The organism is Streptosporangium sp. NPDC006013 (assembly GCF_040614275.1).
Classification (GTDB): domain Bacteria; phylum Actinomycetota; class Actinomycetes; order Streptosporangiales; family Streptosporangiaceae; genus Streptosporangium.
Genome location: NZ_JBEXUE010000168.1, coordinates 1 through 19,046 on the forward strand (window position 1 = coordinate 1; position 19,046 = coordinate 19,046).

20 protein-coding genes and 1 tRNA gene are annotated in these 19,046 nt (G+C 64.1%); 12 read left to right on the plus strand and 9 right to left on the minus strand.

All coding sequences use genetic code 11. The annotated features are described in order from the left end of the window. Positions 1 to 982: hypothetical protein (locus ABZ260_RS24445; RefSeq protein WP_355621803.1), on the plus strand; the 982-nt coding region annotated here is incomplete at its 5' end. 247 nt (positions 983 to 1,229) lie between these two features. On the opposite strand, the gene ABZ260_RS24450 is transcribed toward ABZ260_RS24445, so the two are convergent. After that, complete coding sequence (locus ABZ260_RS24450; RefSeq protein WP_355621806.1) at positions 1,230 to 1,556, minus strand: hypothetical protein; 327 nt, start codon at positions 1,554 to 1,556, stop codon at positions 1,230 to 1,232. Positions 1,557 to 1,766: 210 nt separating this feature from the next. Here ABZ260_RS24450 and ABZ260_RS24455 point away from each other — a divergent pair, with 210 nt between their 5' ends. After that, positions 1,767 to 2,075: a hypothetical protein gene (locus ABZ260_RS24455; RefSeq protein ID WP_355560962.1), complete on the plus strand. Its 309-nt coding sequence runs from the start codon at positions 1,767 to 1,769 to the stop codon at positions 2,073 to 2,075. Positions 2,076 to 2,103: 28 nt separating this feature from the next. Continuing rightward, positions 2,104 to 4,092 carry a hypothetical protein gene (locus tag ABZ260_RS24460; protein WP_355621809.1) on the plus strand — a complete coding sequence of 663 codons (1,989 nt, stop codon included), beginning with the start codon at positions 2,104 to 2,106 and terminating at the stop codon, positions 4,090 to 4,092. Between the two features lie 9 nt (positions 4,093 to 4,101). On the opposite strand, the gene ABZ260_RS24465 is transcribed toward ABZ260_RS24460, so the two are convergent. After that, the gene (locus ABZ260_RS24465) at positions 4,102 to 4,578 is read right to left on the minus strand and encodes a hypothetical protein (RefSeq protein ID WP_355621812.1); all 477 of its coding nucleotides are present in this window, start codon (positions 4,576 to 4,578) and stop codon (positions 4,102 to 4,104) included. 538 nt (positions 4,579 to 5,116) lie between these two features. Here ABZ260_RS24465 and ABZ260_RS24470 point away from each other — a divergent pair. The 4 genes from ABZ260_RS24470 (at position 5,117) to ABZ260_RS24485 (ending at position 7,322) form a co-directional block, all read left to right on the plus strand. Beyond that, positions 5,117 to 5,905, plus strand: a complete 789-nt coding sequence (locus ABZ260_RS24470) for a helix-turn-helix transcriptional regulator (RefSeq protein WP_355621815.1) — start codon at positions 5,117 to 5,119, stop codon at positions 5,903 to 5,905. Beyond that, complete coding sequence (locus ABZ260_RS24475) at positions 5,896 to 6,096, plus strand: DUF397 domain-containing protein (RefSeq protein ID WP_355621818.1); 201 nt, start codon at positions 5,896 to 5,898, stop codon at positions 6,094 to 6,096. The genes ABZ260_RS24470 and ABZ260_RS24475 overlap by 10 nt, the downstream gene beginning before the upstream one ends. A 117-nt stretch (positions 6,097 to 6,213) precedes the next feature. Next, complete coding sequence (locus tag ABZ260_RS24480; RefSeq protein WP_355621857.1) at positions 6,214 to 6,414, plus strand: DUF397 domain-containing protein; 201 nt, start codon at positions 6,214 to 6,216, stop codon at positions 6,412 to 6,414. Positions 6,415 to 6,572: 158 nt separating this feature from the next. Beyond that, a complete protein-coding gene (locus ABZ260_RS24485; protein WP_355621821.1) occupies positions 6,573 to 7,322 on the plus strand; it encodes a hypothetical protein in 750 nt (249 codons plus the stop codon). 255 nt (positions 7,323 to 7,577) lie between these two features. Here ABZ260_RS24485 and ABZ260_RS24490 read toward each other — a convergent pair whose 3' ends face one another. Then, the gene (locus tag ABZ260_RS24490; protein ID WP_355621824.1) at positions 7,578 to 7,994 is read right to left on the minus strand and encodes a cellulose binding domain-containing protein; all 417 of its coding nucleotides are present in this window, start codon (positions 7,992 to 7,994) and stop codon (positions 7,578 to 7,580) included. A gap of 1,120 nt (positions 7,995 to 9,114) precedes the next feature. Between ABZ260_RS24490 and ABZ260_RS24495 the strand changes: the two genes are divergently transcribed. Both ABZ260_RS24495 and ABZ260_RS24500 read left to right on the plus strand, forming a co-directional pair. Further along, positions 9,115 to 10,461: an ATP-binding protein gene (locus tag ABZ260_RS24495; RefSeq protein WP_355621827.1), complete on the plus strand. Its 1,347-nt coding sequence runs from the start codon at positions 9,115 to 9,117 to the stop codon at positions 10,459 to 10,461. A 5-nt stretch (positions 10,462 to 10,466) separates the two neighbouring features. After that, on the plus strand, positions 10,467 to 11,354 hold the full coding sequence (locus ABZ260_RS24500) for a hypothetical protein (RefSeq protein WP_355621830.1): 888 nt from the start codon (positions 10,467 to 10,469) through the stop codon (positions 11,352 to 11,354). Between the two features lie 237 nt (positions 11,355 to 11,591). Here ABZ260_RS24500 and ABZ260_RS24505 read toward each other — a convergent pair whose 3' ends face one another. After that, the gene (locus ABZ260_RS24505) at positions 11,592 to 12,152 is read right to left on the minus strand and encodes an isochorismatase family cysteine hydrolase (protein WP_355621833.1); all 561 of its coding nucleotides are present in this window, start codon (positions 12,150 to 12,152) and stop codon (positions 11,592 to 11,594) included. 4 nt (positions 12,153 to 12,156) lie between these two features. Further along, complete coding sequence (locus ABZ260_RS24510) at positions 12,157 to 12,900, minus strand: hypothetical protein (protein WP_355621836.1); 744 nt, start codon at positions 12,898 to 12,900, stop codon at positions 12,157 to 12,159. A 9-nt stretch (positions 12,901 to 12,909) separates the two neighbouring features. Between ABZ260_RS24510 and ABZ260_RS24515 the strand changes: the two genes are divergently transcribed. Then, positions 12,910 to 13,422: a hypothetical protein gene (locus ABZ260_RS24515; RefSeq protein ID WP_355621839.1), complete on the plus strand. Its 513-nt coding sequence runs from the start codon at positions 12,910 to 12,912 to the stop codon at positions 13,420 to 13,422. A gap of 141 nt (positions 13,423 to 13,563) precedes the next feature. On the opposite strand, the gene ABZ260_RS24520 is transcribed toward ABZ260_RS24515, so the two are convergent. After that, positions 13,564 to 13,637, minus strand: a tRNA-Ile gene (locus tag ABZ260_RS24520). A 149-nt stretch (positions 13,638 to 13,786) separates the two neighbouring features. Here ABZ260_RS24520 and galK point away from each other — a divergent pair. After that, entirely contained in the window at positions 13,787 to 14,905 is a 1,119-nt protein-coding gene (gene galK / locus ABZ260_RS24525) for a galactokinase (RefSeq protein ID WP_355621842.1), read from the plus strand. A 31-nt stretch (positions 14,906 to 14,936) separates the two neighbouring features. Here the strand turns inward: galK and ABZ260_RS24530 are convergent, their stop codons facing one another. Both ABZ260_RS24530 and ABZ260_RS24535 read right to left on the minus strand, forming a co-directional pair. Further along, entirely contained in the window at positions 14,937 to 16,550 is a 1,614-nt protein-coding gene (locus tag ABZ260_RS24530) for a methionine--tRNA ligase (RefSeq protein WP_355621845.1), read from the minus strand. A gap of 115 nt (positions 16,551 to 16,665) precedes the next feature. Next, the gene (locus tag ABZ260_RS24535; RefSeq protein WP_355621848.1) at positions 16,666 to 17,238 is read right to left on the minus strand and encodes a MarR family winged helix-turn-helix transcriptional regulator; all 573 of its coding nucleotides are present in this window, start codon (positions 17,236 to 17,238) and stop codon (positions 16,666 to 16,668) included. Positions 17,239 to 17,526: 288 nt separating this feature from the next. Here ABZ260_RS24535 and ABZ260_RS24540 point away from each other — a divergent pair, with 288 nt between their 5' ends. Further along, positions 17,527 to 18,783, plus strand: coding sequence for an MFS transporter (locus ABZ260_RS24540; RefSeq protein ID WP_355621851.1), 1,257 nt, complete (start codon positions 17,527 to 17,529; stop codon positions 18,781 to 18,783). Here ABZ260_RS24540 and ABZ260_RS24545 read toward each other — a convergent pair. Further along, a partial coding sequence (locus ABZ260_RS24545) for an ABC transporter ATP-binding protein (protein ID WP_355621854.1) occupies positions 18,729 to 19,046 on the minus strand: 318 nt, incomplete at its 5' end. The genes ABZ260_RS24540 and ABZ260_RS24545 overlap by 55 nt on opposite strands.

The window sequence follows — 19,046 nt, forward strand, 5'->3', positions numbered from 1 at the left end:
GAGCCTGTCCCACGGCCTCCTCGACCCGGCCGAGCTGGTGGCCAGGCTGGAGGCCCTGGAGGCGTCGGGCGCGACGCCGCTGCCCGCCGACTTCCAGCAGGCTCTGCTCAGGCTGCCCCGCCGGGTCGACCCGGCGGTGACCGTACGGGCCGGGGCGCTGACATCGGAGGCGGGCCGCCGGGCGGCCCGCTGGCTGGCCGAGGGCGGGCTGCCCGACCCCGAGGTGCGGGTGAACCGGTCGGGAGAGGACGACGGGCTCGGCTCGCGCGTCTGGATGGCATGCACCGTCGAGACCGCCCCCACCGGCCTGCCGCTGGTCGACGAACTGCTCGCCGACCAGCCCCGGCACGTCAACCCCGTGACGGGCGGGCACCTCGGCGGGATGATGGATTGGTGGGCCGCCGTCCTGCCCTCGCACCGGGAGGTGATCGCCGCCCACCTCGTACCACACCAGCCGGTGCCCGGCTGGAGCGCGGCGATGGACTCCCTGCGCCTGATCGACCTGGCAGGCGCGGAGGGACCCGCCGGGCGGGCCGTCGGCGTTCTCCTCGCCAACCGGATCCTCCCCGGCCCGTTCACCTCCGGCGACACCTCCCACGCGTTCCGCGCCCTGCGGAGCCTGGCCGCCACCGGCGACCTGCCCGCCGAGGAGATCGGCGCGGAACTCGCCCGGCGGGTGCTCGAGGGTGAGATCACGCTCCGCCTCCTGGTCGACGCCCTGGAGGCCGAGTCCGCGAACGGAACCCACCGTCACATCTGGCGAGCCCTCGCCGCGGCGCTGCCCTCCCTGCTCCCCGCCCCTGGCAGCCGCCCCACCACCGCCCACATCGACCTGGTCGCCCTGGCTGCCCGCCTCGCCCGACGGTCACAGGCGCGGGGGCGGATCCCCGAGCTGGACGCCTTCGTGGCACGCAAGGGTTCCGGTCGCTTCTTCCGGCATGTCAGGACCCTCCACGAGCAGTTGGCACCGGGGAACGGCTAAACCGCCGGGAGGGACTTCGCCCTCGTTCCCCCGGCGGGAGCCTTTACAGGGTCAACGACTTCGGAAGGTCATCGCTCGCATCCGTCCGCGATGGCGACGCGTGCTATCGGTCGGGCGCTTCCTGAACTCCTCCCGCTCATCCCGGATCGGGGCCTCATCGAGACGTCCGAGCACCGTGTCACCGTTCAAGTCGATCGCTGTGGGGGCAGACCATGACGTTCCACAGGCGCATGGCAGGCGATATGGCTCAGGTGCCGCCGGCGGATGACCCACCGCCACGACCCTCCGGCCGCTGTAGTCGCCGGATCTGGAGGCGCAGCTCTCGTTCACGGTGCGCGTGCTGCTGCTCACGCCGTAGTTCCAGTTCTTCGGCGGTCGCATCGTCCCAGCGCGCCCGGGTCACCTGGATGTGATGCAGGGTGACACGGGACAGCCACATGATGCCGATCGCGATGGCCATGAGCACGGTCATGTGACCGGCGAAGAGCAGCGCGAAACCGGCGACGAAACACATCCAGTACGCGGTCTTGACGGCGATTTCTATCGCGTCGATGTGCTTTTCGAACAGCGTCATCCCTTATTCCGATGGTGTTGGGTGGAGTGGTCGCTCCAGCATGAGAGGGAATGACCGAAATATTGGTTTCGCCCGTTCGGGTGGTCATGGCTCCACCGGCGGAAGCGCGATGCCGGCCGGGTACCGGACTTGCCGATTTAGACGATCAATACCTACTCTGGTATGCGACTTTTTCCTTCATCACGGGGTCATGAAAAGGACGGGGGTGGCGTGGCCGAGCGGATGGTGCCCAGTCCCCGGCACGAACGGCTGAGGCAATTGCTCGTCGAAGCCGAATACCGGGCTCATGAGGTGCGGCAGGCATACCAGCACGCCTCCTCGGCGATGCGGTCGGGGCGGGTGTGGACGGGGCCGACGGCCACCACCTGGACCAGCGAGCTGGAAGACCGGCATCAACGGCTCGGACGGCTCGCCCAGAACATGGTGGACGCGGTCGAGGAGGAGCTGCGCCGCTCTCCCCCGCTGGTGACCGAGGCAGAGGCGGACGCCATGCGCCGGGAGATGGCCGGACGCACGTGACCGTCATGACCATGAGGGGGAACGTTCCATGGCACCGACCGCCGAGTTCTGCGGAATCGACCCCGAACAGATGGGTCAGCTCGCCACCTCCCTGCGCGGCGCCGCCGACCGGCTGACCGCGTTCAGCAGGGAGTTCGAGGGAAAGCTCCGCCAGAACGGGGTCGAGGCCCCCGCACTCCGGGAGATCACCGACATCGCCGACTGGGGCGGGAGGCAGGTCTCCATGCTCCACGGCCGGATCGACCTGATCAAAACCCTGGGCAACGGCGCCCCGGGGCTGGGCGGAGCGGGGGGCGCGGCCTCGATGGCGGCGGGCGGACAAGGGCTCATCCGGCTCCCCGACGAGCTGAAGGACTTTGATATCGCCCAAGGCCTGGCCAGGATGTACGGCGAGGACATCCTGGTGAACTTCCACGGCGAGTCGCAGGCCAAGCTCATCCACGAGCACATCGACGATGTCGCCAAACTCGCCGACAACCCCCAGGCCGCCGCCGCCTTCTTCGCCCTGCTGTCCCCGAAGGTCCGCAACAGCCTGCCCGACCTCATCGCGAGCACCGGCAGTAAGACCGCCAAACAGGACCTGGCCGCCTTCAGCAAGGTTCTCGGCGCGGCCCTGAACGCTCCCGCCCTCGTCCCGGCCTTCGCCCAGGTCAGAGCCGACCTGGTGAAACCGGCTGACAACAAGGCCGCCGCGTGGAACCGGCTCGCGCTGCTCAAGGGTGCGAACGCCCCCTCCTCCGTCCGCAGCGCGGCGGCCCGCGCGCTGGTCCTGGACGAGTTCGCGAAGAAGCCCCGGCAGGACTGGCGCGCCGCCGGCCCCACCGAGACGAAGGCGTACGGCCTGCCTTCCGACCTGGTCGCCATGGGGCTGGAAGTGCTCGCCGGAGACGGTACGGCGGTACGGGACGCGTTCGCCAAGGTGGGCGGGGCCGAGGTCACACTGAGCCGGACCGACAAGATGAAGCTGTTCCTCGACTACGCCAAGGAGGCGGGCACCGGGGACCAGGTGGCCGACGCCTTCGGCCGGGTGCTGGAGGCGGGATCCGAGGCCACGACCGAGAAAGCAGGACAACACAGCCCGGAAGCCGCAGCTTTCGCCCTGGACGCGATAAAGGTCGCGGGCTCCTTCGGCGCCGACCTGCCGACGGTCGCCAGCGACTCCATGGGCGTGATCGCGAAGTCGTACATCCACGAGCTGGCGTCGGGAGCCCGATTCGACAAGGCCGTCTACCGCGATTCCGGAACGGGGGTCCCAGAGAACTGGGTTCACCTTCCTCCTGTGACCCCCGCGTTCTACCTCAGTCCGGGCGACACGTATCGCTTTCTGAAGACCTTTGTTGGCGACAAGGGGGTTACCGACGACTTCGACGCGACCGCAGCACAGTTCCGTCATGACACGCTGACGGCAGCGGCTCGTTTGGATGCGCAAGGCTCGACCCGATATTTCGAGGACACAGCGAAGATGTTCGGCGACCTGGCCGGCGTGCAGTTCAAGGCGACACTGGAGGTACGTGGCGAAATGGACGCCACTGACGACCTGATCCGTGACATCGTCAAGAACACCGTCTCCTTCGGAATCGACGGGATTCCCATTGCGGGTGAGGTCGTCGCAGCGGGATGGGAACTGACCAAAGCATATGGCGTCGGCACCATCCTCGATGTGGCCGATAGCATCGAGTCACGGGTAGAGAAAGCCACCGGAGCTCGGGCGGACTTCGTTCTGCGCCTGAAATACAATATGGCCAGCCTCCTTCATAATGCCGATTATCCAGCGAGCGCCCCACCTGCCGAACTCATCAACAAAAACACCGGAAACCTCAAGTCTTATGACGAACTCATGGCAGAGGCGAAACGAGAAGCCAGCGATGACAAGAAATGGGAGCAGGTGTTACAGGAGAAGCTGGAACCTTATGAACGCTGGATGGACAGCAACAGAAAACTCGACGACAAGGCTGAGGACGCCTCAACCTACCAGGCCAGCGAACGATCCAAGGAGGAGATAAGCATCTGGGACTGAGCCGCCTCCTTACCGCGACAGACAGGCAGTCACCGCATGCAGCCGCCAGGTGGGAGCCTCGGGGGCTACATATACGGTCACCGTTATATCAGGATCCTTCTTTACGCCATAGATGAACCGCCCTTCCTCCGTCTCCATTTGACTGAAGTCGAACTCCAGCTTGTAGCCGAGAACCTGGGCAAGGGTGTTCTCCATCAGCGTTTGGGCTCGATCCAGGTGAACATCCAATGGTTCATCGACGCGCTCATAATCGGCCGTAGCTCGCAGCGATCGTTTGAACTTATCCTTGTCACAGCGGATGTCCTTGTCCGGGCGCTGCACAATGCGCAGTTTCTTGAGCGGATTCTTAAAGATGCTATTGCCCTCCAGGCGTTGGGTGTCCTTTTGTAGCTCCGCCACCGCCCCTCCCAGGGAGGACTCGGAAGTGCATCCCGAGGTCAGCATCACCAGCGCCAAGCTGGCTGCCAGCAACCGGGCGACGCGCATTCAGTACCTCCGGAGGGGTTGACACCGGGACGTATCAATCTTCACTCACCCGGCCCGCCTTCGCCACACCCTTCACATTCCCGTCCGGCAGCAAAGGGTGACTTCGAGGCGATCCGCAGGTTCCGGCCACCGGCGTCGGCCCCGGCGGAGGGATGTTCTCGCCGACCAAAACTGCGATCTGGCCAACCGAAAGGTCTCCTGCCGTCGCCGGCCTCCTTTTCGAGTGATTTCCGATGTTCGCGGCCGGAGCGTGAAATAGTGCTGCCTTATTCATGTGCGGCCCGACCTTTCTCTGATCAAGAAGGTGATTAACCACTTTCTTTCTTGTGCTTTCGTGAAGAGGATTTCTATGCCTAGACTGCCTTACCGGTAGTTGGCCTGCTACCGGATCGGCAATCCAGGCTAGAGCGGATGATGACAGCTGTTGGTCTACCCGGACTGGATTCGATATCACCGGCCGGATATTAAGTCCGTTTTTTCCAATTCGAGAGGAAATATGATGGACAGTGCGCCGTCTCTCGACCCTGGATCCCCTCGCGTGCGGTTCGGCGCCGAGATGCGCCGCCTGCGGCTGGCCGCCCAGCTCTCACAGACCGCCGTGGCCAGACGCCTCGGCTGCACCCAGACCCAGATCAGCCGCCTGGAGAGCGCCAGCCGGACGCCGTCAAGATCCGACGCCGAGAGGCTCGACCTACTCTTCGGAACGACCGGCAACACTTCCTTCGTCCGACTCTACGAGCGCATCATCGCCCAGCCGGGCGGACCGATCTGGTTCCAGGACTGGATCGAGGAGATCGAGCCCACCGCCCTCATCCTTCGTTCCTGGGATCCCCTCCTGGTCCCGGGCCTTCTCCAGACGGAGTCTTATGCCCGCCACGTCCTCAGCCAGGAACCCCAGATCACCTCACAGGAAGTCGAGGAAAACATCGAGGCCCGAGTCCAGCGCCGGCGAATCCTGGACCGAGACGATCCTCCTTTGTTCCTGACTCTTGTCGACGCCGGCATGCTGAGTCGTCCAGTCGGGGACTCCAAGGTCATGCGCGACCAGCTCGATTACCTGCTAGAGGTCACTCAGCACCCCACCATTTCGCTCCAGATCGTCGACCAGAGGTGCCTGCTAGGGCTCCTGGGAGCGTTCATGATCGCCGAGCTTCCAAACGGGCAGCCGGATGTCATTCACGCCGACTCTTCGGCAGAAGGACACAACTCGGCCGACCCCAGCCTTGTGGCCTCAATATGGAAGCGCTATGAAGCGATACGGGGATGGGCTTATCCTGACCATATGTCGCTCAAGATGATCCAGGATGCGAGGCAGAAATGGACCTGAGAGCCGCCGTGTGGCAGAAGTCATCACGTTCCGGATCGAACGGCGGCCAGTGCGTCGAGGTCGCCGCGAACCTGCCCGGGGTGGTCGCCGTCCGGGACAGCAAAGACCCAGACGGCCCCAAGCTACTCTTCACCCCCACCGCGTGGGGCACCTTCGTCCACGGTATCAAAACCAACCAGTTCGACCACTAAACCGGTTCCGGTCAGGAGAAAACAACCTTTCAGAATTTAAAAGTGCCGCAAGGCAACACGACCCCGTTCCCATTCTGGATCGTGTTTTCTCAAGAAGATCGAGGAATTGAAGCAGAAATGGACCTGAGAGCCGCCAATTGGCGGAAATCATCGCGTTCCTCGGACAACGGCGGCCAGTGTGTCGAGGTGGCCGCCAACCTGCCCGGAGTCGTCGCGGTCCGTGACAGCAAGGACCCCAACGGCCCCAACCTGCTCTTCACCCCCGCCGAATGGGGCACCTTCGTCCACGGCATCAAAACCGGCGAATTCGACCGCTGACCCCGCCTCGGTCGGGAGGAACCGTCGAGGCCGAGACCGGGGGGGCATCGAGCCCTCCCTCGCTACCGGCCAAAAGGGGCTAAGCACCTCAGTACGGGCAAGAGCGGTTGGATAACGAGATACACCACGCGTTGCGTCCGCCCCTACGATCATGCTTCATGATGATTCGCACATTGGCGGCCACTGCCGGGGTGTTCGCCCTGTTGTTCACCGGTACGGCCACCGCATCCGCCGGTCCCATCGTCGGAGCCCCCGAACTGACCCACAACCCGCTCTACAAGCAGGGCAGCCTCCCCTCGGTCTCCTGCAAGGCGACCAAGGGCACCACCAAGGCCTCCACCACGAAGTACCTCAACAAGGTCGTCGGCTGCCTGAACTCCGCCTGGCGCAAGACCATCAAGGACTTCGTCCCGGCCGGAGTGAGCATCGAGGCCAAGGTCGAGGACGGTCTCTGCCTCACCGGTCTGCAGGTGTCCGGCTCCTTCGCCGCCCACTGCCACCGCTCCATTCAGATACAGCTGGGTTCCGACTGGATCAAAGCCAAGTCCGATCAGGCCATCCTCGTCGAGGTCACCCGGGCCTACGCCGTGTTCATCCAGGGGCAGACCGGCATCGGCGCGGCGTGGTGGGCACTGCCGGCCGGCGGGGAGAACCACGACGACGGCGACGAGCAGATGCACCGCTACTACCTGCAGGCCGACTGCCTGGGCGGGATCTCCATGAGGAGCCTGGGACGCTCGGCGAAGAACTGGAAGCCCCTCCTCACCGCCGAGACGCCGAAGGAGTACGCCAGGTTCAATTGGTACGGCAAGCCTGCCAACCGTCTCCACTGGTTCGAGCAGGGCTACGCGTCGAAGAAGCCGGGCGCCTGCAACACCTGGAAGGCTCCCGCCTCGAAGGTCGCCTGACCCCTGCCGGCTCGTCTCGGGGGACGAGCCATGGCCAGGGTGGTTCCACCCGGCGGGCGAGGTTCAGCGGTTGCCGCCGACCTGTGCGTGAGACGCGGATTCACGCCCGGGGAGCAGGGGTACGGGTGGGCACCGTGCGCACCCGGACGCGGATACCGCCCTCCTACTTGGCGACGCGAGCGAGCGGCCCGACGAGCGATGCCGTCCGCCTCTGCGGATGGAGGTCGGGTGAGGAGGGTCAAGGTGTTCCGGGTGCTACTGGACGGGAGTGCAGGTCACGGTCGGGGCGGGGGCGGCGGAAGCCCCCCGCTGGATGAAGGCCAGCTGGACCGCGGCGTTCGGCTTCATGGGATTCCACGACCCGTTGCTGTGGACGGTGACATCGGCCCCCGACTGGTCCATCCGGCCGGCCAGAGAGACGGTCACCTTCTGTTTGCCCGGCCACGTCCAGTTCAGCTGCCACTCGTCGATGATCGAGGGGCTGGTGTTCTTGATCGATATCTCGACCATGTTGTCGGTCACCCAGGACCCGTTCTCCTGGTAGGACCAGGAGTTGACCTCCTGGTACGTCGCCGTGCACGTGGAGGCCCCGGCCGCCTCGACCCCGAGGATCGCAACGATCACCGGCGCCAGAACCACCACGCCCAGGGCGCCGACCAGTCGACTTCGCATGTTCGAACTCCTCCAATCCGGGTTTACTAGGATTTTCTACTAAATCCTTATCGTTTCGGTCAAGGAGTGCGCTGACCTGGCCATACCAACTCTTGACTTCTTTACTGACATTTGACTCTGGAGCCACCTGACAGCGTGGGATCACCCGCACCCCACTCCTCGACACCGGCCATCGCCTTCCGCCTGGCACCCGCCGGGTCCCGATGAGCGCGGCCTCGAACCTTCCACCCGACCTCGCCGCGCTTCTCACCATGCGCGGCGCCGCACCTTTAACAGCGGCCCACCCTCCGGCGTGGCGCCCCGCGTGCGGGTTCTGGATGCTCGTACGCCACGTCCACGGGCGTGACCACAGCCGGCGACGGCCGCACACCGCCGGACGCGAAAAAGCGCCCCCAACCGCGAACACACAGGTCAGGGGCGCTTTCTTCATGGTCACAAGGGGTAGGGCGGGCGGGACTCGAACCCGCGACCCAGGGATTATGAGTCACAGTCGCAAGAACCGGTGATCATGCTCTCTACCTGCGGCAATAGTTTCGGTGAGACATAGCCGCCCAGCATTTCGGCACGTATTTGGCGCAGCGGAGGGCTGAGTCCCTCATACAGTCTCGGCTCCGGAGAGGATTACAGGGACCTGCACATATGCAACTCACCATCGCTGCCCACGAGGTACCTGGCCCACGATTGGCCCACATATGAGAAGGAAGACGGCCCCATCCCACGCCAAACCCGTAACGACCCTTTCGGCATGAAGCATGCCTGACCGGCTTGTTCGCAGTCAGTGCTTGGCAAACTCGACAGAGAACCCCAGCAGCCATTTCGCGGCACACTCCTTCCACCCTCTGGGGACGGCGCGATGCGACGACGCTGGACACATTCAACGGAACACAGCAGGTTCTCTTCCACATCCAAGGCGATTGATAGGATTCACGACCACCTACCCGACCTCAGAACGAGCTTTAGGGAAGCATAAAATGTCCCACTTAATCCCATTTTGCGTGCTTCATGGCACATAGTCCTGCTAGATCAAAATCTGTCACATCGAGCTGAGTAGCGACGCGTACAGTAAACTGGCTTATCCGCCTAAATGGCGGTTGTCCACAGCTAGCCCAGGAGAGCAAGCTTGAAGCAAGGGGAGATCGCCGCACAGGCAGCGCCCGAGCCGCGTCTGACCATAACCCGAATATGGGTTAAACAACTATTTGGCCAATACGATTATTGCTTGCCAAGTACAACCCATATACTCGACACTAAAATTGCCATCTTGTACGGAGACAATGGTGCGGGCAAAACAACGATTTTAAGTGTAGCACATCACCTAATTTCGAACGCCGAAAGCAGGGGACATAAAACTGCTGTCGCGCAGGTTCCGTTTGAAGAGTTCGTCGTCGAGTTTAGTAGCGATGTTCGGCTTCGCGCGAGCAGGCCTGCGCCAACAGACGGGGACTTCGAGCTTGAGGTGATTCGAGCCGGAAACACGGTGGAGTCCCTCTACTATCGGGCCGAAGTGGATGTCGATCGGGGAACACTTAGAGTACCCAAGTCGACACATATCCATAGCTTTAGTGAAGAGGCCCTTAACCTCATCAAAATTGACTCTTATATGCTGGGTGATGACCGGACGCTAAATAACGATCTCACTCCCACCACCTCGCTACGCCATACCGAATTAGGACGCGTAGAGCGATATTACCGTGAGATTACAGGAACAGACGCAGGAGTTCGTGACAATTATCTAGAGTTTGCCCTCGAGCGCGCCACGGCGTGGGTGAGGAGACAAGCTCTGAGCGGTGCCGATGTTGGGTCGCAGAATACACATACGATCTACGGAGATGTTGCGCAGCATCTAAGTGCACATGTAAATGTTGAAGACGACATAAAGGAAGCTAATGAACTAGCAGCCACCATGGTAAGGGAACTGCTGGAGGTGTCTGATCGCACTAATGCGCTTAGCAACTTCGGCCTCCTTTCGCCTTTGGATATCAGCGTACTAGTTGCAGCAATCGAGGCCGCATCAGGCGAGCGGCGAGGTTTGATTGTGCGCCTGCTTCGTCCTTACGTAGACGGGATCCGAGCCAGGCTTGATGCTCTTAATGACCTTTATGAGTTGTTGAGAGAGTTTACTGGACGCCTAAATGCTTTCTTGCGAGACAAAACCATTACGTTCAATATCCGAACCGGTTTCGTCATCCTCACCAGCAAAGGGGTGGTACTTCCGCCGGACAAGCTTTCATCCGGGGAAAAGCATTTGTTTACCCTCATGTGCAACCTGGTCTCTGCACGCCAGCGCAACAGCGTATTTTTCGTGGATGAACCAGAGCTATCTTTGAATGTAAAATGGCAGCGTGAATTGATACCTGCACTTCTCGCTTGCACAAAGGGCAGCAGCGTTCAAGTGATCCTCGCCACCCACTCGATAGAACTACTTTCCGACCATCAAGCTAGCGTCGCCCCGCTGAGACCACTTTAAAGATAATGACGGACACTCCCCCCAGGCGCACCATCTCGGAAATACTGGCGCTCCATTACCTAGAGCCGGATTTGATTGATATCTTCGTGGAAGGATCAACCGATCGTTTGCTTCTTGAGTATTTCTTGTCCGACACAAAGGTTAAGGTATTCGAGATCAATCGAGTAGACGTTCCAGATGCGCTCGTCGCAAGTCATGGTTTCACATCAGGGGCGCGGCAACGGGTGATCACACTCGCTGCTGCCCTAGAACGGGGAACGCAGGCTAGTCAGAGCAATCTTTCGATTAGATGCATTATCGATAGCGACTTCTACTGGCTTCTCAACGAGAGACTCCCCCCGTCGCGTTATCTGATACTAACAGACTATAGCTGTCTCGAATCTTATTGGTATTCACATAATCACCTCGGAAAATACATTAAAGTTGGGCTACACTCTCCTGCTGCGCTGCGAGGGATCGATATTGCGTCAGAGCTTTTCCCAACCCTACAGGAGCTGTTCCTCCTTCGGGCAGCCAAGTCATCATTGAACTTAGACTGGCAGTGGCTAGACCCCACCAGATGCTGTGAACAGAAAGACGGGAAGATCCTCTTTAATAGAACTGCTTTCCTCGATCGATTTCTGAACAAGAACAACGCATTCCACTTCAAACAGAATTTCCTGATAGAAATTGAGCGACTTCGCCCATTGATTTCAATTGAACCCTCTAAATGCATAAACGGACACGACTTTGTTGATCTATTGGCATGGTACATAAAACCACATGTGTCCGTGAAAGAACTTTCCCACAAAGAGGTTGTCGCGCGCATGCTCGCGTGCTCAGCGGAAAAGGATGTTCTTGTGCTGCATCCTCTGTTTGCCGCGTTGGCGACCATCTCTGGGATGCACCCGTAGGGATCTGCTCTCCCAAGCGCGGACATGTCTTACTCCACCGTTCCCCACATCGGTGCGAGACGCCCATCCTCGGCGGCGATGTGAGGCCTACTTCCAGCTCTGCCGATGCCGCTCCACGATCAAAAAAGCCTGCCGTGAACGGTCAGGCGCGCGTTAGCGTGGGGCACTCCGAAAGAGATAAATAGCCTGCTGATATTTCTAGGGCAAGCTTCCAGTATGGAAAAACTAGATGTCAGCTTACACTGCTGTGGTGAGCTCGCCCCACGGGATATCGGCGACCTTGATGATCTGGGTAGGACCAATGAATCGAGACGCCACTAGAACTCCGGCATTATGAGCGGATTGGCCCGCATGACTGGCAGATGCGTCTTCAATGAGCCATGGCGTCAGGTGGTCGCCATGGTCAAACGCATCAACTACAGTTTTGAGAACGCAGCTTTCCGTTGCGATTCCACAAATATAGATGTCAGTCCATCCCTGGCTGCTTACGAGAGCTATGCCCTCTTCGTTGAAAAAGCTATACACAGTCTTATCGACTACAGCCGTCGCCTTGTTCGCGTATGGGATAAGTTCGGGGACAATATCCGTTTCAGGTGATTCCATGAGTTTGGACCATTTGAACAGTCGCTCGAAGTTACTTCCCGCGTAATTGAAGTACCGAGTGAAAACCACGTCGCCGCCTGCGGCCTGCCAGCGACTCACTACGTCCACGATGACTGGAACCACGTGGGCCGACTGCTCCCGAACAAACCCGTTCTGAACATCTACCACGACTAGAACCGCGGAACTGTTGAACACGGGCTTACCTTTCGCTGGTTTCTCTGAGAATGTCGATCGCCTGGGAAAGGTGGCCGATAAGGCCGCTCGTATCCAGGATCGCAGTACGCATAGACCTATGTTGCCCGGTCTCTTGTGGACGGGCGTTCGTCAGTCGAGAACGGACGCCCCGCAGGAAGCGCCAGCTGTATGGTTCGGGCACTTCAGGGTCCATACCCTGCTCTACCTGTCGATTGATGTACTCGCAGTACGCCCACATGGCTTGAGTGGCCAACTCAATGGTGACAAGTTCATCTTCGGCCAACGCACGCCGGGGGGCGGTAGGGCAGTACACGACTCCAGACCAAGAGGCATACCCGATCGATATCCCTTTGATCCCAAAGGGAATCATTTCCGCTGGCTCGTATCCTTCGGCCAGCAAGGAGCGTTCGACTAGTTCCGCATGCGCGAGTGACGCCTCTGTAGCCTCTGAGTCTCTTTCTAAGAGCACCCATGGCGCACACATGATGCGGAGCGCTGCATCTATCTCATGCCCTGGCCATGACGGCTGGTGAAGCCAATAAGTGCTCAGTACGTAGGATGCCTCGACTAACTCCCCTGTCAGATCAGAAAGGCGCATTGAGGCCCATTCCAACTCTCTGGCGTACGTCTTTCTGCGCCATACGGCCAAGCGTGCGATGTTGGGAAGTTCGAGTTCCTCGACGACATGGAAGATAGCGACGCCGAACGGCCAGACGTAGAGGCGGCATTCCCCCTCGGCATGCGCCATGTCTGCTGCATGGCATTCAAGACCACATTGGGGAGGATTCTCGGCGACCACCCCCTGGCGGCTCCCGACGTCGGCAAGGAGTGGACCGACGCAGGCACTCAGCGGGAGGCCCGCCAGCTCAAGCACCGCGCTGAAGGCGACAGCCGTACCGTCCCCTGCGCTCCCGAGCTTGTCAGGTTTCTCCGCTCCCACCTGGCCTCGTTCCCGCCCGACAAGGATGGCCGCTTGTTCAGCGGGATCAATGGTGGAGACCTGCCGACCATCACCTACCGGCGGGCATGGGATAAGGCCCGTGTCGAGGTGCTGACCGAAGCCGAGTATGCCTCCCCGCTCGGCAAGCGCATCTACGATCTCCGGCACGCCTGCCTGTCCACCTGGCTCAACGCCGGGGTACCCCCTACCCAGGTCGCAGCGTGGGCAGGGCACAGCGTCGACGTACTGCTAAAGATCTACGCAAAATGCATCGTCGGCCAGGACGAGACCGCCAAACGCCGGATCTCCGAAGCGCTCGGTGAAGCCTGACGATCTCCCTGGAACTTCGGCACGTATTCGGCACGGCCAGCCGCAAACGATCAGTGACAGTCATGGACAGCCGGACACGACGAAAGCGCCCTAGACTGCAAACATGCAGGTCAAGGGCACTTTCTTCATGATCACAAGGGGTAGGGCGGGCGGGACTCGAACCCGCGACCCAGGGATTATGAGTCCCCTGCTCTAACCGGCTGAGCTACCGCCCCTCGTGCACGCCGTACTGCGGCATTCAACCAAACGTGGGCGCTGTTCGCACACTTGCCGGGCGGGACGGGTTCAAGATGTGACCTTTGGCGGAGCCTGGTTCCGGGGACTCGCTACCCTAACGGTGGACCTTGTTGAGGAGTGTTGGATCATGCGCGTTGTTGAAGCTTTCCGGGAGTCGTACGGAACGGAGCCCGCCGGGGTGTGGCACGCGCCGGGGCGGGTCAACCTGATCGGGGAGCATACCGACTACAACGACGGATTCGTGCTGCCGTTCGCGGTGCCGTGGGGGGTGACCGCGGCGGTCTCGCCGCGCGAGGACGAGGTGATCCGGCTGCGGTCGTTGCAGGTGGACGAGCCGGTCACGCTCGCGACGCTCGACCAGGCCGAGGGCTGGACCCGCTACGTGGCCGGGATGTTCTGGGTGCTCCGCGGGGCCGGGCACCCGGCCGGGGGCGCGGACATAGTGATCGACGGGGACGTGCCCCAGGGAGCGGGGCTGTCGTCGAGCGCGGCGCTTGAGGTGGTCGTCGGTACGGCGCTGAACGAGCTGTACGAGCTCGGCCTCACCAAGATGGAGATCGCGCTGGACGCGCAGAAGGCCGAGAACGACTTCGTGGGCATGCCGTGCGGGATCATGGACCAGGCGGCCTCGGCCCTCGCGGAGGAGGGGAAGGCCCTGTTCATGGACTGCCGGAGCCTCAGCACCAGGAACATCCCGTTCGACCTGGCGAGCCACGGCCTCCAGTTGCTCATCATCAACACCGGGGTGCGCCACGAGCTCCCCGACGGGAAGTACGCCCGCCGCCGCCGTGACTGCGAGAACGCCGCGAAATATCTGGGCCTCGACGCGCTGCGCGACGTCACCGACCTGGGTGGCGCCCTCGCCAGGCTGAGCGGCGACGAGCGCAGGCGCACCCAGCACGTGGTGACGGAGAACCACCGGGTCGAGGCGGTGATCGGGCTGCTGCGGGCCGGAGCGGTACGGGAGATCGGTGCCCTGCTGAACGCCTCCCACCTGTCGCTGCGCGACCAGTTCGAGGTGTCCTGCGCCGAGCTGGACGTGGCCGTGGAGTCGGCGATCAGGGGCGGTGCCCGGGGGGCGCGGATGACCGGCGGCGGGTTCGGCGGCTCGGCGATCGCGCTGGTCGCCGACGAGCGGGTGGAGTCCGTACGGGAGGCCGTTACCCGGGCCTACGCCGAGCGTGGCTGGGCCGCACCGGAGATCTACCCGGCGACCCCGGCGGCGGGAGCACGGCGACTGGCCTGAGCGACCCGCCTGATGGCTTCCGGCGCCCGCTTCACCCGCCGGCTCTTCTCGCGGTGACGATGCTCGGGTGCGGTGAGGGTACGGATGACGTCATCCGCTGTTCCGCACGGGCCAGGGCGGGGCCCCGAGGGCGGTGGTGAGGAAAGAGCGGGACCGGGTCGGCAAGCCGCTCTCCCCGGCACTGGCCGGCGATCCGCGCCGAGGCGTCCGGGAGGAAGGGGGCCAGCAGGTCCGCCAGTTCCCTGCAGGTGGCGACCAGGGTGCCGAGGACCGCATCGAGCCGGGGCGAGCCCTCACGGGCGAGGCGCCACGGCTCGGTGCGGTTGACGTACCGGTTGGCCTCCTCGGCGACCGCGTAGACGGCGGCGGTGGCCGCGCGGAAGTCGAACGCCTCCAGGGCCTCGATCATCACGCCTCGGGCCTGACCTCTGACCTCGTCCAGAGCCGTCTCACGCTCTTCGGGCACGATCCCGTCCCGGTAGCGGTGGACCATGCTGACCACCCGGTTGACGAGGTTGCCCAGCCCGTCGGCCAGCTCGCCGTCGTGGCGGGCGATGAGCCGCCTCGCGGTGAAGTCGACGTCGCCGACCCTGGGCACCTCCCGCAGCAGCCACCACCTGACCGCGTCCACGCCGTACGCCTCGACGAGTCCGATCGGGTCGACGGCCGAGAGATCGGTTCCCGCGGAGCCGCCACCGGAGCGGCCGGAGACGTCGAGGACTCCGGTGGCGGCGCCCACACCGCCGGAGAGGGTCGATTTGCTGATCTTCCGGCCGTCCACGGTCAGGTAGTCGTGGACCAGGATGTCCGTCGGCGGCAACTCCCCCGCCGACAGCAGCATCGCCGGCCAGTAGACCGCGTGGAAGCGCAGGACGCCCTTGCCGAGCACGTGGATCCGCCGGTCGGCGCCGGACCACCAGTCGTCGTGCTCTCCCTTCGCGTAGTCCAGCGCGGTCAGGTAGTTGCCGAGCGCGTCCCACCACACGTAGATCACCTGTCCGGGATCGCCCGGCACCGGGATGCCCCAGCCGCGTGCCCGCGCCTGGGAGCGGGAGACGCTGAAGTCGGACAGCCCTGCGGCGATGAAGGCCAGGATCTCGTTGCGGCGCTCGGCGGGCTCGACGCGAATGCGGCCGCTGTCGATCAGGCCGTACAGCTCGTCGCGGTAGCGGGACAGGCGGAAGAACCAGTTCTCCTCGGACACGCGCTGGAGCGGGGCGTCGTGCTCGGGGCACTGCTCGTCGGACGGATAGAACTGCTCGCAGCCGACGCAGTAGAGGCCCTCGTAGTGCCTGCGGTACAGGTCGGCGGAGCAGGCCCGCCAGAACCGCTCGACACCGGGCCGGTGCCGGGGGTCGGCGCTGGTACGGATGAAGTCGTCGTAGGAGAGCGAGAGCGGTCCCGCCAGCCGGGCGAACTCGGCGGCGTTGCGGTCGACGAGATCCCGTACGGCGATCCCCTCGGCCTCGGCGGCCCGCACGTTCTTGAGCGAGTTGTCGTCGGTGCCCGTCTGGAACCTGACCTCGTCGCCGAGCAGGCGGTGGTGCCTGGCGAGCACGTCCGCCTGGACGAGCTCCAGGGCGAAGCCCAGGTGGGGACGGGCGTTGACGTACGGGATGGTCGTGGTGAGCAGGATTCGGGACATCGGAACCTCCGCTGGAGCCCGAAAACAGATCAAGGCCCCGTTTCAGGGCCTCAAGAAGACGTCAGGTGACCCCGGCTGCGGGGGAGAGCATCACCAAGAAGGTCATGCTCTCATGCTAACCAGCCGTTCTCCGGTTCGACATGCGGTTTTCCGTGTCCGGGCCTGACGGCCAGTCGGGCATCAGCGGCGGCCCGCCCGCCTCCGCCGCGCGGACCATCCGGCGCAGGAGGTCGTCGAGGAGCTCACGGTCGCCGGGGTCGAGCGGGGCGAGCAGGTCCTGCTCCTCCAGGCCGCTGTCGTCCATCCGCTCCTGCCAGATCGCACGCCCGGCCGGGGTCAGTGCGACGAGCAGGCGGCGGCGGTCGCCGGGGTCGTGCACGCGGTCGACGTATCCGGCCTGCTCCAGCCGGTCGAGCCGGTTGGTCATCGTGGCCGGGTGGGTGTCGAGCCACTCGGCCAGCAGCGACGGGGTCGCCCGGTAGGGCGGCCCTGCCGCGACCAGGTGTTGCAGGACCTGAAACTCCCAGTGCTTGAGTCCTCCGGCGGCCAGCCAGCTGTCCTTGTTGCGCCTGAGCAGCCGCACGATCATCTGCATCCGTGTGAAGATCCCCTCGATCTGCGGGTCGAGGTCGGACAGCTCCCGGGACCAGTGCGCGATGTGCCGATCGACGGAGTCAGGCTCTGACATGCCCACAGGGTAACGCGGCCCTCGTCGCGGCGGCCGGTCTCGGCCCCGGCGGCACCCCGAACCGGTACCCCGCGCCGCCGAGGCGGTCGCCCGCGGCCCTGACGGGCCGGTGCACCAATGCCCCCTTGTCATCACGGCTGTCATCACGGCGTCATCACGGTGGACACCCGCGCCCCCTCGCCGCCGCGATGCCGGGCACCCTCCCGGTCACCCTCGGGTGACACGGCGCTCCATCGGGTCATCATTTATACGGATGCATATATTTTGATTTCGTAGTAATTTCGCCCCATGACCCCCCTGCGAGACTCCTGGGTCCCCTTACGGGACCCCCGCTTCCGCCTGCTGTGGGCCGGCCAGACCCTGTCGAGTCTCGGCGACTCCGTCACCTCGGTGGCCCTCGCGCTGGCGATCGTCACCGCGACCGGCTCGGTCACCGACCTCGGGGTGGTACTGGCCGCCCAGTCGATCGCCATGGTGGCGCTGATGCTGCCCGGCGGCGTCTGGGCCGACCGGCTGCCGCGCCGTCGCGTGATGATCGGCGCGGACCTGGTCCGCGGCCTCGCCCACGCCGTCATGGGCGTCGAGCTGGTCACCGGCACCGTCGACATCGTCCACCTGGCGGCACTGGCCGCGGTCTCCGGCGCCGGTTCCGCGTTCTTCCTGCCCGCCACGACCGGTCTGGTGCCCGCCACCGTGGCGGCCGAGCACCTCCCCGGGGCCAACGCGCTCATGGCGATCGCCCAGCGCGGGTCCGTACTGCTCGGCCCGGGGATCGCCACCGCCCTCGCGCTGACCGCCGGCCCCGGCTGGGCACTGCTGCTGGACGCCGCGACCTTCACCGCCAGCGCGGTGCTGCTCGGCCGCCTCCGGCTCGGGCCGATCCCGCCCGTGCCGCACGAGCGGTTCCTCGGGCAGCTCGCCGAGGGCTGGGCGCTGCTGCGCCGCCACCGGTGGTACTGGACGAACCTCATCGGCCACTCGCTGTGGAACCTGGCCCGCTGCGCCATGATCACGATCGGGCCGGTGATCGCCGTCACGAGCCTCGGCGGTGAGCTCGCCTGGGGCACGATCGTGCAGGGCGGCACGGTCGGCGCCCTCTGCGGCGCGCTGCTGGCACTCCGGGCGAGGCCCCGACGCCCCCTGGTGGTGGCCAACATCGCGCTCGCGCTCGGCGCGCTCCCGCTGACCCTGCTCGCCGCCGGCGCGCCCGCGCTCGCCGTCGCGGCGGCCTTCGGGCTGGCGACCGGCGGCCTGGCGTTCATGTCCCCGCTCTGGGAGACCGCCGTGCAGGAACACATCCCCGCCGAGGCGATCTCACGGGTGTCCGCCTACGACTGGCTGCTCTCCCTCGGGCTGACGCCCCTCGGTATGGCCCTGGCCGGACCGCTGGCCGGCGCGGCGGGCGCGACGGCCACCCTCTACGGGGCGGCGGCGCTGCTGGCCGTCTCCTGCCTGGGCGTCCTGCTCCTACCCGACGTCCGCGCTCTCGGTCAGGGCCCCGCGGAGACCAGTTTGGGCACCGCGCCGAGCAGCTCGCGGGTGTAGTCGTGCTCGGGCAGGAAGAACACCTCATCCACGTACCCCTCCTCCACGACCCGCCCGGCGCGCATGACCAGCACCCGGTCCGCGACGTGGTGGACCACCCCCAGGTCGTGTGAGATGAAGATCATCGCGGTCCCGTCCGCCGCCTGGATCTCCGCGAGCAGGTCGAGCACCTGGGCCTGGATCGACACGTCCAGCGCGGAGACCGGCTCGTCGCAGACGAGCACGTCGGGGCGGGTGGCCAGCGCCCTGGCGATGGCCACCCG